Origin of the sequence: Streptomyces sparsogenes subsp. cuspidosporus (assembly GCF_039532705.1) — a bacterium.
In the GTDB taxonomy this organism is placed as follows: Bacteria; Actinomycetota; Actinomycetes; order Streptomycetales; family Streptomycetaceae; genus Streptomyces; species Streptomyces sparsogenes.
In genome coordinates, this window is the sequence record NZ_BAAASD010000018.1 from 22,500 (window position 1) to 35,890 (window position 13,391).

Annotated in this window: 10 protein-coding genes, 1 tRNA gene and 1 pseudogene; 7 read left to right on the top strand and 5 right to left on the bottom strand. The window is 72.3% G+C overall.

Annotation, left to right across the window (positions count from 1 at the left end; translation table 11 throughout):
* Nucleotides 1–48 precede the first annotated feature (48 nt).
* Nucleotides 49–993 (bottom strand): LysR family transcriptional regulator, encoded by a 945-nt coding sequence (locus ABFY07_RS21650; protein ID WP_346176092.1) that lies wholly within the window; start codon nt 991–993, stop codon nt 49–51.
* 107 nt (nt 994–1,100) lie between these two features.
* Here ABFY07_RS21650 and ABFY07_RS21655 point away from each other — a divergent pair, with 107 nt between their 5' ends.
* Both ABFY07_RS21655 and ABFY07_RS21660 read left to right on the top strand, forming a co-directional pair.
* Nucleotides 1,101–2,252 carry a diaminopropionate ammonia-lyase gene (locus ABFY07_RS21655; RefSeq protein WP_428836979.1) on the top strand — a complete coding sequence of 384 codons (1,152 nt, stop codon included), beginning with the start codon at nt 1,101–1,103 and terminating at the stop codon, nt 2,250–2,252.
* A gap of 66 nt (nt 2,253–2,318) precedes the next feature.
* Nucleotides 2,319–3,593, top strand: coding sequence for a M20 family metallo-hydrolase (locus ABFY07_RS21660; protein WP_346176093.1), 1,275 nt, complete (start codon nt 2,319–2,321; stop codon nt 3,591–3,593).
* A 203-nt stretch (nt 3,594–3,796) separates the two neighbouring features.
* Here ABFY07_RS21660 and ABFY07_RS21665 read toward each other — a convergent pair whose 3' ends face one another.
* Nucleotides 3,797–4,303 carry a GNAT family N-acetyltransferase gene (locus ABFY07_RS21665; protein WP_346176094.1) on the bottom strand — a complete coding sequence of 169 codons (507 nt, stop codon included), beginning with the start codon at nt 4,301–4,303 and terminating at the stop codon, nt 3,797–3,799.
* Between the two features lie 36 nt (nt 4,304–4,339).
* Nucleotides 4,340–4,747, bottom strand: a complete 408-nt coding sequence (locus ABFY07_RS21670) for a winged helix-turn-helix transcriptional regulator (protein ID WP_346176095.1) — start codon at nt 4,745–4,747, stop codon at nt 4,340–4,342.
* A 154-nt stretch (nt 4,748–4,901) separates the two neighbouring features.
* Here ABFY07_RS21670 and ABFY07_RS21675 point away from each other — a divergent pair, with 154 nt between their 5' ends.
* Nucleotides 4,902–5,450, top strand: coding sequence for an SRPBCC domain-containing protein (locus ABFY07_RS21675; protein ID WP_346176096.1), 549 nt, complete (start codon nt 4,902–4,904; stop codon nt 5,448–5,450).
* A gap of 60 nt (nt 5,451–5,510) precedes the next feature.
* Here the strand turns inward: ABFY07_RS21675 and ABFY07_RS21680 are convergent.
* Nucleotides 5,511–5,595, bottom strand: a tRNA-Leu gene (locus ABFY07_RS21680).
* Nucleotides 5,596–5,807: 212 nt separating this feature from the next.
* Nucleotides 5,808–6,575: pseudogene (locus tag ABFY07_RS21685) on the bottom strand (ATP-grasp domain-containing protein); the annotation flags it as partial.
* Between the two features lie 197 nt (nt 6,576–6,772).
* On the opposite strand from ABFY07_RS21685, the gene ABFY07_RS21690 reads away from it, so the two are divergent.
* From ABFY07_RS21690 to ABFY07_RS21705, 4 genes are all read left to right on the top strand, one after another.
* On the top strand, nt 6,773–8,455 hold the full coding sequence (locus ABFY07_RS21690) for a thiamine pyrophosphate-binding protein (protein WP_346176097.1): 1,683 nt from the start codon (nt 6,773–6,775) through the stop codon (nt 8,453–8,455).
* Nucleotides 8,456–8,467: 12 nt separating this feature from the next.
* The gene (gene frc, locus ABFY07_RS21695; protein WP_346176098.1) at nt 8,468–9,697 is read left to right on the top strand and encodes a formyl-CoA transferase; all 1,230 of its coding nucleotides are present in this window, start codon (nt 8,468–8,470) and stop codon (nt 9,695–9,697) included.
* A gap of 2 nt (nt 9,698–9,699) precedes the next feature.
* A complete protein-coding gene (locus ABFY07_RS21700; protein WP_428836980.1) occupies nt 9,700–11,844 on the top strand; it encodes an acetate--CoA ligase family protein in 2,145 nt (714 codons plus the stop codon).
* 75 nt (nt 11,845–11,919) lie between these two features.
* Nucleotides 11,920–13,311: an OFA family MFS transporter gene (locus ABFY07_RS21705; RefSeq protein ID WP_346176099.1), complete on the top strand. Its 1,392-nt coding sequence runs from the start codon at nt 11,920–11,922 to the stop codon at nt 13,309–13,311.
* Nucleotides 13,312–13,391 lie beyond the last annotated feature (80 nt).

Sequence of the window (13,391 nt, forward strand, 5' to 3'; positions counted from 1 at the left end):
GTAGCCGAGGCCCAGAACCGACGCACGGGGCCTGGCCGGCCGACGCGCTCATGGCCCCGGGGTTGCCCCCGCCTGGCCGCACCGGAGGCCGACCGCGCGCAGGAGGGCGTCGCGGCAGGCCAGGATCGCGGGGTGTCGGCTGCGGCCGCGGCGTACGACGGTGAGGATGCGGCGGGTGCGGTGGCCGCGGGGCAGCGGCCGCAGGGTGACGGTCGGGGGTTGTGCGCTCCAGACGAGGTCGGGCAGGAAGGCGGCGGCGTGTTCCTGCTCGACGAGGCGGAGGTGGAGCAGGAGGTCGGTGGTCTCGAATCGCACATCGGGTTCGAAGCCCGCGTTGCGGCACAGGGTCATGGCCCAGTGCCGGGCGGCGGTGCCCTCCGGCTCCATGACCCAGGGCCGGTCGGCGAGTGAGCGCAGCGCCGCCATCGGGCCGCCGGTGGGCACCTCCGGGCGGTCGGCCGGGGCGGGCAGGGCCAGGTGCAGGGGATCGTCGAGCAGGTCTTCCTCTTCCAGTCCGGCGGGCCGCGGGTTGGGGTTGCCGGGGTATTCCTCGGCGATGACGAGGTCGAAGTCGCGGGCCTGAAGGGCGGGCAGGGACCTCTCCGGCTCCATGTGGGTCACGTGGACGCGCAGGCGCGGGTGGAGGTCGCGCAGCAGGCCGAGCGCCGTCGGGACCAGCGCCAGGGCAGCCGTCTGGAACGAGGCGACGCGCAGGGTGCCGGTCAGGTCGGTGAGGGAGGTGGCGATGTCGGCCTCCGCCCGCTCCAGGCGTTCGAGGACGGCCTCGGTGTGGGCGACGAGGATCTCCGCCTGCTCGGTCAGCCGCACCCGCCGCCCGACGGGCTCCAGAAGACGGACACCGACCTCGGCTTCCAGCTGCGAGAGCTGCTGGGAGACGGAGGAGGGGGCGTAGGACAGGGCGGCGGCGACGGCCGCGAGGGTGCCGCGGTGCTTCAGCTCGCGCAGCAGACGCAGTCGGTGCAGGTCGAACACCGGCGGCCTCCTCTGGACTCGCCACCCAGCAATCATCGGTTGTTCCGACGACTATAGGTCGAAAACATTCGCTGGACCGATCGTGGCCGTCCGTGGACCCTGATCGTGTGCCTGAGAACGCTTCCTCCCTCCGTGCGCCCGCCCTCCACACGCCCTCCCTCCGTACGCCGCCGTGGACCGCGCGGTCGGCCGCCCGCGGCTGGCGCTGCGCACCCGCCCCCGCCGAGGTGCGTGGCTTCCACGCCGCGCTGCCCGGCTACTCCCCCACCCCGCTGACCGAACTCCCTTCCCTGGCAACCGAGTTGGGGGTCGGCCGGGTCTTCGTCAAGGACGAGTCGTGCCGTCTGGGACTGCCCGCCTTCAAGGCGCTGGGCGCGTCCTGGGCGGTCCACCGCGTCCTTGCCGAGGGGGCCGCGGACGGCGCCGAGCCGCGCCCGGTCACCCTGGTGACCGCCACCGACGGCAACCACGGCCGCGCGGTGGCGCGCACCGCGCGGCTGCTCGGGCAGCGTGCCCACGTCTTCGTTCCGCGGGGTGTGCATCCGGGCGCCGTGGCGGCCATCGCCGCCGAGCAGGCGGAGGTCACCGAGGTCGCGGGGGTGTACGACGAGGCCGTGCGCCTGGCGGCCGAAGCCGCCGCCGCGCCGGACGCGGTCCTGGTCCAGGACACCGCCTGGCCGGGCTACGAGCGGATCCCGGGGTGGATCGTGGAGGGCTACTCCACCCTCTGCGTCGAGATCGACGAGCAGCTGGCGGCCGCGGGGGCCACCGAGGGACCCGGTCTCGTCTCCGTACCGGTGGGCGTGGGGTCCCTGGCCCAGGCCGTGATCACCCACTACCGCAGCCGCCCGTCGGGGTGGGCTCCGGCGCTGCTGTCGGTGGAGCCGGAGGCCGCGGCCTGCGTCCTGGAAAGCCTCACCCGCGGCGAACCGGTCAGCGTCGCCACCGGCGACACCACCATGGCCGGGCTGAACTGCGGCACCCCCTCCAGCATCGCCTGGCCCTACCTGCGGGGCGGCCTGGACGCCGCTGTCGCCGTCCCCGACTCGGCCGCCGCCCGCGCCGCCGCTCGCCTCGCCGCCCTCGGCGTCGCCTCGGGCCCCTGCGGGGCCGCGACGCTCGCCGGCCTGCGGGCGGCGCTCACGGGCGCGGGCGCCGAGGAGCGCCGGGCGGCGCTGGGGCTCGGCCCGTCGTCGGTGGTCGTGCTGCTCAGCACGGAGGGCCCGGCGGCCAACCCCCACGCGGCCACCGCCCACTGACCACCGCCCACCGCGCCATTCGCCGGTTTCCGGCCACCGAGACACCAGACACCCGGGAGAGAGCCCATGCCCGCCCCCAGCCCCGCCACGATCACCGTCAACGGCGACCGCCTGTGGCAGTCGCTGATGGACCTCGCCGAGATCGGGGCGTACGACGACGAGCGCACCGGCCTGCGCGGCGTCAACCGCCTTGCCCTGACCGACGCGGACGCGGCCGGCCGCCGCCAGGTCATCGCCTGGATGGAACAGGCCGGCCTGGCCGTCCGCGTGGACCGGATGGGCAACATCTACGGCCGCCGGGAGGGCACCGACCCCACCGCGGCCCCGGTGCTGACCGGCTCGCACATCGACAGCGTCGCCACCGCGGGCGCCTTCGACGGCTGCCTCGGCGTCCTCGGCGGCATCGAGGTCGTCCGCACCCTCGACGAGCGCGGCATCACCACCCGCCGCCCGATCGAGGTCGGCGTCTTCACCGAGGAGGAGGGCGTCCGCTTCGGCACCGACATGCTCGGCAGCGCCGTCGCCGCGGGCCGCCTCACCCTGGAGTACGCCCACGCCCTGACCGACCGCGACGGCCTCACCCTCGGCGGCGAACTCGCCCGCACCGGCTTCGACGGCCCGGCTGACGTACGCCTCGCCCCGCCGCACGCCTACGTCGAGTGCCACATCGAACAGGGCCCCGTACTCGCCGAGCGCGGCGTGGAGATCGGTGTCGTCACCGGCGTGCAGGGCATCTCCTGGCAGGAGATCACCATCCACGGCCGCGCCGCCCACGCCGGCACCACCCCCACCCGTCTGCGCGCCGACGCGGGCCTCGCCGCCGCGCAGATCGTCGTCCACCTGCGGTCCCTGGTGGACTCCGGCGCGTACGGAGACCTGCGGGCCACCGTCGGCCACCTCACCGTCCACCCGGACCTGACCAACATCGTCCCGGCCCGCGCCGAGCTGACCGTCGATCTGCGCAACCCCGACGACGGCCAGATGGCCCGGGCGGAGGAGGCCCTGGCCTCGTTCCTGCGCGACCTGGAGGACAGGTGGCCGGGCCTGTCGCTGACCACCCGGCGCATGGCCAGGACCGCCTACGTCCCCTTCGACGAGGGCGTGCAGAAGGTCATCGCCCAGGCCGCCGACGACCACGGACTGGACCACGTCTCCCTGCTCTCCGGCGCCGGACACGACGCCCAGGAGATCGCCGCCCTCTGCCCCACCGCCATGATCTTCGTACGCGGCGAGTACGACGGCATCAGCCACAACCCCCGCGAGTACTCCACCCCCGAGGCCTGCGCCCACGGCGTCGACGTCCTGGCCACCACCCTGCTGCGCCTGGCCGACCAGGACTGACCGCTCACGCCGCTCCCGCGGCGTCGAGATCCGCCACTGGAAAAGCGCCCCGGCCGGCCCTCACTCGTCGCGATCGCCCGCGCCCCGGCGGCGGCCGCTCCCTCATGCAGCCTGGCGCCGAGGAAGTGCCGGAGCCCTTCACCGCCGACGCGGCGCGCGTGCCGGGGAGCGCGCCCCGGGCGGTCGCGGCCCGCCCCTCGGGGCTACGCCGGCGGAAGCTCCCACCTGACCTCGCCCTCGTGCCGGTGATCGGTGGGGGCCAGGCCGGCAGCGGCGGCGACGGCGACGGACGCGTGATGGTCGGGATGGATGTGGGCGCGGATCGCCCGCACTCCTTGCTCCCGCAGCCACCCGACCAGCCCTCGTGCCGCCTCGGTGGCGATCCCGCGCCTTTGCCACGGGGTCCCGACCACCCAGGCGACCTCGGCCGTACAGCCGCGCCCCGCGGTGGTGATCGTCGCCTGCACCGTCCCGGTCAGACATTGCTCCTCGCGGAGCCGGATCACCCAGTTCCACCACGTCCGGGCGGGGTCGGGCGAGCCGGCCACCAGGCGTTCGTACCGTGCCCGCAAGGCCTGCGGAGAGTGCGGGGCGCCGCCGATGAAGACATGCAGAGCCGGGTCGGAGAGCACCTCGGCCATCTCGTCCGCGTGCTCGACGGCGAGCGGCACGAGGCTCAGCCGATCCGTCTCAACGGCCTTGATCTCCACGGCGCTGACGCTACCCCCTGCCCCCTCCGGCCCGCCTCACCGCGCCGCGGGCTCGTCTCCTGCGAACACCTCGCGGTTCCGGACGATCTCCGCCTGGTGTTCCCGCACCCAGCCCACGACATGCGCGACGGAGTCGCTGAGCGATCGGCCCAGCGGGGTGAGCTCGTATTCGACCCGGGGCGGTACCTCGGCGTAGGCGGTTCGCGTGACCAGGCCGTCGCGGGTGAGGGAGCGGAGCGTCTGGCTCAGCATCCGCTGGGACACCCCGGCGATCCGCTGGTGCAGGGTCGTGAAGCGCAGCGGTCCCTCGGCGAGCGCGGTGATGACCAGGACGGTCCACTTGTCGCCGACGCGCGCGAGCACGTCCCGCACGAGCTCGATGGTCGCCGCGCACTCCGGGGCGACCCCGGCGGCCGCCAGTTGGGAACGCAGCGCGGCGCCCATGGGTCTGTTCCCCTCCAGTGCGTAGCTTCCAGTGCGTAGCTGACTTCAAAGTGCGTGACGGCGGGCCCTTGATCGTGACGACCGCGTCCCCGTTACATACGGATGGTAACCACGGGGCGCCCGCCCCGATCCGCGACTGCCACCTGAGGGAAGCATGGCCACCACGGAAGCCACCGCACCGGACCCATCCGCCGACGGGCACGTCGGCGACCCGGTCCCGGGGGTGCGGCACGACACCTTCACGGTCGGTCTCCACCTGGCCGCACCCGCGAGCGCGGTCTTCGAGGCCTTCGCCGACACCTCCATCCGGCGCCGGTGGTCCAAGCTGCCGGGCCGCCACGTGTCGTACGCACACGACTTCACGGTGGGCGGCGGCGAGACGGCCTCGAGCGTCTTCCCGGTTCCCGGCGCGGCGCCGGAACGGCTCGGGTACGAATCCCGGTACCTCGACATCGTCCCGGACTCCAGGATCGTCTACACGTATACGGCCCGCGTGGACGACGTGCCGCGGTGGACCTCGCTGGTGACCGTCGAACTGCTCCCGGAGGCCGCCGGCACCCAGCTGCGGTGGGTCGAGCAGGCGGCCTTCCTCACCGCCTCCGCGGAGCCCGACCACGACCTCCCCCACCTGCGCGGCGCCACCCGCCTGCGGTTGAACGGCCTCGCGGCGGCCCTGAGGCCCGGCCGCGGCCGCGCCGGTTAGCACAACGGCGCGGGCCGTGACCCTTGGGTCACGGCCCGCGCCATCCGTCTGTGTGGATCGTGTCCGAGGGGGGACTTGAACCCCCACGCCCGATAAAGGGCACTAGCACCTCAAGCTAGCGCGTCTGCCATTCCGCCACCCGGACAAGGTGTGCCCCGCGGTTGCCCGCGGCGACATGGACAACGATACCAAGGTTTTGGAGTGCGTCTCACCTGCGTAAGGGCCCGGCCCTGGGCCGCGCCGACCTGCGGGGACGCCAGCGGGGAGCCGGTGGAGGTCACGGTGGGTGGCCGGATGGAATCAGGCGGTAGTCGAGGACGTTGCCGGGGGTGCGGTCGGGGTTGTGCGGGTGGCGGAAACGCCGGCGCCGTTGCCGATGACGCCCACGTGGCCGTCCAGCGTGACGTAGTTCAGGCCCCTGGCCGCCGCTTCCGCCTCCCGGGGGTCATCGGCTTCGGCGGTGTCCGCCGCGTACGCGCGGGGGCGGCGGAAGCGCGCGTTGTCGTCCAGCGTGACCTTGCCGTCCAGCGCGACGATCGCCCCGTCTCTCGTCCGCACCAGCGGGTTGACCTCGACCAGCAGCGCGTCCTGCTCGGTGAGCGCCCGCCACAGGCGGCGCACGGTCGGCGCCGCCTCGGCCGGCAGCCCGCCGGCCGCGGCGATCTCGGCGGCCTTGGCCTCGGTGACGCCCTCGTCCGGGTCCACCGGGATCCGGGCCACCGCCTCGGGGCGGCGCACCGCCACCTCCTCGATCTCCATGCCACCCTCGGCGGAGGCGATGGCCAGGAAGCGGCCGGCGGCGCGGTCCAGGGCGTAGCCGAGGTAGAACTCGCGCTCGACCTCGACCGGTTCGGCCACCATCACGCGGTGGACGGTGTGCCCCTTGATGTCCATGCCGAGGATCTGACGTGCGGTCAGGTACGCGGCCGCCGGGTCGGCGGCGAGCCTGACGCCACCCGCCTTGCCCCGTCCCCCGGTCCTCACCTGCGCCTTGACGACGACTCGGCCACCCAGCCGCTCGGCAGCCGCGCGGGCCTCGGGCGCCGAGTCGGCGACCTCCGCCCGTGGCACCAACACGCCGTAGCGCTCGAAGAGTTCCCGTGCCTGATGTTCGAACAGGTCCATGCCCGCTCCTTCGGTCCGGGTCGCAGCGGCCCGGTCGCAGCGCTTGGTCAAACCCTTGCCGAACGCCCCCTGGACATCGATCAGTCGATGCGGGATAACAATGTTCATACCGCATAACGTCGACTGTATGCAATCTGCCTCCATGTGAGACACGCGAGACCGCACCCCCACCCCCCGACGAAGGGACGCGCATCGCCATGCCCGACGACAGCCAGGAACTCATCTCCGGCGGGCACCTGGTCGCCAAGGCACTCAAAGCAGAGGGCGTCGACGTGATCTACACCCTCTGCGGCGGCCACATCATCGACATCTACGACGGCTGTGTCGACGAGGGCATCGACGTCATCGACGTACGCCACGAACAGGTGGCCGCCCACGCCGCCGACGGCTACGCCCGGATCACCGGCAAGCCCGGCTGCGCGGTCGTCACCGCCGGACCCGGCACCACCGACGCGGTCACCGGCGTCGCCAACGCCTTCCGCGCCGAGTCCCCCATGCTGCTCATCGGCGGCCAGGGCGCCCACACCCAGCACAAGATGGGGTCGCTCCAGGACCTGCCGCACGTGGACATGATGGCGCCGATCACCAAGTTCGCCGCCACCGTCCCGGACACCGCCCGCGCCGCCGACATGGTCTCCATGGCCTTCCGCGAGTGCTTCCACGGCGCGCCGGGGCCCTCCTTCCTGGAGATCCCGCGCGACGTCCTGGACGCCAAGGTCCCGGTCACCAAGGCCCGGGTCCCCGAGGCCGGGAAGTACCGGGCCTCCACCCGCACTTCGGGGGACCCCGAGGCCGTCGAGAAACTGGCCGACCTGCTGGTGCGGGCCGAGAAGCCGGCGATCCTGCTCGGCAGCCAGGTGTGGACCTGCCGGGCCACGGACGCGGCCATCGAGCTGGTGCGGACGCTGAACGTGCCCGCGTACATGAACGGCGCGGGGCGCGGCACGCTGCCGCCCGGCGACCCGCACCACTTCCAGCTCTCCCGCCGCTACGCCTTCGCCAACGCCGACCTGATCGTGATCGTCGGCACCCCGTTCGACTTCCGCATGGGCTACGGCAAGCGGCTCTCCCCCGACGCCGCGGTGGTCCAGATCGACCTCGACTACCGCACCGTCGGCAAGAACCGCGACATCGACCTCGGCATCGTCGGCGACGCCGGGCTCGTCCTGTCGGCCGTCACCCAGGCCGCCTCGGGCCGCATCGACGGGGGCGCCGGCAAGCGCAAGGAGTGGCTGGACGAGCTGCGCGCCGCCGAGCAGAACGCGATCGGGAAGAGGCTGCCGCAGCTGCGCTCGGACGCCTCCCCCATCCATCCGTACCGGCTGGTCAGCGAGATCAACGACTTCCTCACCGAGGACTCGGTCTACATAGGCGACGGCGGCGACATCGTCACCTTCTCCGGCCAGGTGGTGCAGCCCAAGTCGCCCGGCCACTGGATGGACCCGGGGCCGCTGGGCACCCTCGGGGTCGGGGTGCCGTTCGTGATGGCCGCCAAGCAGGCCCGCCCCGACAAGGAGGTCGTGGCCCTCTTCGGGGACGGGGCGTTCTCCCTCACCGGCTGGGACTTCGAGACGCTGGTCCGCTTCGACCTCCCCTTCGTCGGCGTCGTCGGCAACAACTCCTCGATGAACCAGATCCGTTACGGCCAGAAGGCCAAGTACGGCGAGGGGCGCGAGCGGGTCGGCAACACCCTGGGCGATGTGCCGTACGACCAGTTCGCGCGGATGCTCGGCGGCCACGGCGAGGAGGTCCGCGACCCGGCGGACATCGGCCCGGCCCTGCGGCGCGCCCGCGAGTCCGGCAAGCCGTCGCTGATCAACGTCTGGGTGGACCCGGACGCGTACGCCCCCGGAACGATGAACCAGACCATGTACAAGTGAAGGGGCCGCGAGATGACCAAGGCTCTCGAGGGCGTGCGCGTCCTCGACATGACGCACGTACAGTCCGGTCCCTCCGCCACCCAGCTGCTCGCCTGGCTCGGCGCGGACGTCATCAAGCTGGAGTCCACCACCGGGGACATCACCCGCAAGCAGCTGCGCGACCTCCCCGACGTCGACTCCCTCTACTTCACGATGCTCAACTGCAACAAGCGGAGCATCACCCTCAACACCAAGACGGAGCGCGGCAAGGAGATCCTGACCGAGCTCATCCGGCGCAGCGACGTCATGGTGGAGAACTTCGGCCCGGGGGCCGTGGACCGCATGGGCTTCCCCTGGGAGCGCATCCAGGAGATCAACCCGAGGATCGTCTACGCCTCGATCAAGGGCTTCGGCGACGGCCCGTACACCAGGTTCAAGGCGTACGAGGTGGTCGCGCAGGCCATGGGCGGGTCGATGTCCACGACCGGCTTCGAGGACGGGCCGCCGCTGGCGACGGGGGCGCAGATCGGCGACTCGGGCACCGGGGTGCACTGTGTGGCGGGCATCCTGGCCGCGCTCTACCAGCGCACCCGCACCGGGCGCGGCCAGCGGGTCAATGTGGCCATGCAGCACGCGGTGCTGAATCTGTGCCGGGTCAAGCTGCGCGACCAGCAGCGGCTGGCGCACGGGCCGCTCGCGGAGTACCCGAACGAGAGCTTCGGGGACGAGGTGCCGCGCTCGGGCAACGCGAGCGGCGGCGGGCAGCCGGGCTGGGCGGTCAAGTGCGCGCCCGGCGGGCCCAACGACTACGTCTATGTGATCGTGCAGCCGGTCGGCTGGCAGCCGATCACCGAGCTGATCGGCCGGCCGGAGCTGGCCGAGGATCCGGAGTGGGCGACACCGGAGGCGCGGCTGCCCAAGCTGGCCAAGATGTTCCAGCTGATCGAGGAGTGGTCCGCCACTCTGCCCAAGTGGGCGGTGCTGGAGGCGCTGACCGCCCACAACATCCCCTGCGGGCCGATCCTGTCCACCAAGGAGATCGTCGAGGACGCGTCGCTCGCGGCCAACGGGATGGTGGTGAAGGTCGACCACCCCGAGCGCGGCACCTTCACCACCGTCGGCTCGCCGCTGAAGCTCTCCGACTCCCCGGTGGACGTGGAGCGCTCGCCGCTGCTGGGCGAGCACAACGAAGAGGTGTACGTCGGGGAGCTGGGCCTCGACGGCGAGGAAGTGCGGCTGCTCAAGGCGAACGGAGTGATCTGACGGTGGCGGAGCCAACGTATGACACAGCGGCCGTGCGGGCCGTGCTGGACACCGCCCGCGCGGAGGGCCGCTCGGCGCTGACGGCGCCCGAGGGCAAGCGGATCACCGACGCGTACGGGATTCCCACCCCGGCCGAGGGGCTGGCGGAGTGCGCGGACGACGCGGTGGCGCTCGCGGACCGGATCGGCTTCCCGGTCGCGCTCAAGATCGTGTCCCCGGACATCCTGCACAAGACCGACGCGGGCGGGGTGCGGGTGGGGCTGGCGTCGGCGGCGGAGGTGCGCGGCGCGTTCACCGCGATCGTGTCGAACGCCCGGGCGTACGACCCCGAGGCCCGGATCCAGGGCGTGCAGGTGCAGCAGATGGTGCCGGCGGGCGGCCAGGAGGTCATCATCGGCGCGGTCACCGACCCGACCTTCGGGAAGGTCGTCGCGTTCGGCCTGGGCGGGGTGCGGGTGGAGGTGTTGAAGGACATCACCTTCCGGCTGGCCCCGGCGAGCCGGGACGACGCACTGTCGATGCTGGACTCCATCCGCGCGGCCGAGGTGCTGCGCGGGGTGCGCGGGGGGGCGGCGGTGGACCGGGAGGCGCTGGCCGGCCTGGTGGTCCGGGTCTCCCGGCTGGCCGCGGACTTCCCCGAGATCGCGGAGGTGGACCTCAACCCGGTGTTCGCCTCGCCGAACGGGGTGCTGGCCGCCGACGTACGGATCCTGATCGGCGACGCGCCGCCCGCCGAGCGGCGCCGCTACTCGCGGGAGGAGATCCTGGCCGCGATGCGGCGGCTGATGCGGCCGCGCTCGGTCACCGTCATCGGCGCCTCCAACGAGCAGGGCAAGATCGGCAACTCGGTGATGCGCAACCTCATCGACGGCGGTTTCCCCGGCGAGATCCATCCGGTGAACCCGAAGGCCGACGACATCCTGGGCCGTAAGGCGTACCGGTCGGTGACGGAGGTGCCCGGCGAGGTGGACGTGGCGGTGTTCGCGATCCCCGCCAAGTTCGTCCCCGCCGCGCTGGAGGAGGTCGGCCGCAAGGGCATCCCCAACGCCGTGCTGATCCCGTCCGGCTTCGCCGAGACCGGCGAACACGAGCTGCAGCGGCGGATCGTGACGATCGCCGAGGAGCACGGGATCCGGCTGCTGGGGCCGAACATCTACGGCTACTACTCGACCTGGCAGGACCTGTGCGCCACCTTCTGCACCCCGTACGACGTCAAGGGCCCGGTGGCGCTGACCTCGCAGTCCGGTGGCATCGGGATGGCGATCCTCGGCTTCGCCCGCACCACCCGCACCGGCGTGTCGGCCATCGTCGGCCTCGGCAACAAGTCGGACGTGGACGAGGACGACCTGCTCACCTGGTTCGGCGAGGACCCCAACACCCGGTGCATCGCCATGCACCTGGAGGACCTGAAGGACGGCCGCGCCTTCGTCGAGGCCGCGCGCGCCACCGTGCCGAAGAAGCCGGTCGTGGTGCTCAAGGCGGGCCGTACGGCGGCGGGGGCGAAGGCCGCGGGCTCGCACACCGGGGCGCTGGCCGGTGACGACGCGGTCTACGACGACATCCTGCGCCAGGCCGGGGTGATCCGCGCCCCGGGGCTGAACGAGATGCTGGAGTACGCGCGGGCGCTGCCCGTGCTGCCCACGCCGCAAGGTGACAACGTCGTCATCATCACCGGCGCCGGGGGCTCCGGGGTGCTGCTGTCCGACGCGATCGTCGACAACGGGCTGTCCCTGATGGAGATCCCGGCGGACCTGGATGCGGCCTTCCGCCGCTACATCCCGCCCTTCGGCGCGGCCGGCAACCCGGTGGACATCACCGGCGGCGAGCCGCCGGCCACGTACGAGGCGACCATCCGGCTGGGCCTTACGGACCCGCGGATCCACGCGCTCGTCCTCGGCTACTGGCACACCATCGTCACCCCGCCCATGGTGTTCGCCGAGCTGACCGCGCGGGTCGTGGCGGAGTTCCGGGCGCGCGGGATCCACAAGCCGGTGGTGGCCTCCCTCGCGGGCGACACCGAGGTCGAGGAGGCGAGCCAGTACCTCTTCGAGCGCGGTGTGGTGGCCTACCCCTACACCACCGAGAAGCCGGTGGCCGTCCTGGGCGCGAAGTACCGCTGGGCCCGGTCAGCGGGGTTGCTCACGTAGACCCCGCCGTTCTCCCGAGCACGAAGAGTTTGGACAGGGGGCGCTGGCCAGTTCCTTCGAAGCCAAGGGGACGTCATGAGCACAGAGCAACACCGGAACGGGACCGTGCCGTACCGGGAAGTGCGGGACGGCAAGGGGCGCGTCTACCGCGTCGGTGAGACGGACCGCGACATTCTCGGCCACAGCCGGAAGCTGATGGTCTACCTGCCGTGGATCGCGATGATGGCCATCAGCGTGTCCGAGTACGCGTACGGATCGGCGGAGGACACGCTCTCCGACGCCCACGGCTGGAGCCAGAGCAACACGTTCTGGATCCTGAGCGTGTGGGTGTTCTTCCAGGCGGGGATCGCCTTCCCCGCCGGCTGGCTGCGGGAGAGGGGGATCCTGACCGCCCGCAGGGCGATGTACACCGGGTCGGGCCTGTGCCTGGTGGGCTTCCTCGCCCTCTCCCACCTCGACAACGTCTTCGCCGCGATCTGCGGCTTCGGCGTCATCGGGGGGCTCGGCTCCGGGCTCGTCTACGCCACGTGCATCAACATGGTGGGCAAGTGGTTCCCGGAGCGGCGCGGCGCGAAGACCGGGTTCGTCAACGGCGGCTTCGCCTATGGCGCGCTGCCGTTCATCTTCATCTTCAACTACTGGTTCGACACCGGGAACTACCACGAGGTACTCGACCTCATCGGTGTCTACGTCCTGCTCGTGGTGGCGGTCTGCGCCTGGTTCTTCAAGGACCCGCCCAAGAACTGGTGGCCGGCCCACATCGACCCGACCCGCGTCGGCGGCACCGCCAAGAGCGCCGCGAGCCTGGCCAAGAACCCGCCCGCGGTGCGGCAGTACACGCCCAAGGAGGCCATCCGGTCCGGCATGCTGCCGCTGATGTGGCTGGCGCTGGTGATGACCGCCGGGGTGTCCATCTTCGGCATCTCCTTCCAGGTCGACTACGCCAGGGACGTGGGCTTCGGCCCGCTGGTCGCGGCCTCGTCGATGGGCATCATGTCCGTCGTCAACGGCGTGGGGCGCGGGGTCGTGGGCTGGCTCTCGGACATCTGGGGGCGCAAGACGACGCTGGTGGTCGTGATCGTGCTGCTGGGCCTCGCGCAGTTCGGGGTGATCTGGGCGGGACATCTGCACAACGAGGCGCTGTTCCTGGCCTTCGCCTTCCTCTCCGGCTTCGGCGGCGGCGCGTTCTACCCGATGTTCGCCGCCCTGACCCCGGACTACTTCGGCGAGAACTACAACGCCACCAACTACGGCCTGGTGTACAGCGGAAAGCTGGTCAGCGGGCTGTTCGGCGGTGGCCTCGGCTCCATGGTGGTCGACGCCTGGGGCTACGACGGCGCCTACGCGCTGGCCGGTGGCATCTCCATGCTGGCCGCCGGGGTCGCCCTGCTGCTGCGCCAGCCGGGCCGCCCGAGGGTCCGCGACATCGCGCCCAACCCGCGGCCGATCAGCCGGGAGGCGGTGTGACGGCGATATGAGGACGGCCGCCCGACGGCGGCCGGTTCGGGACGGCGGCACGCCCGGCACCACGGGCGTGCCGCCGTCCC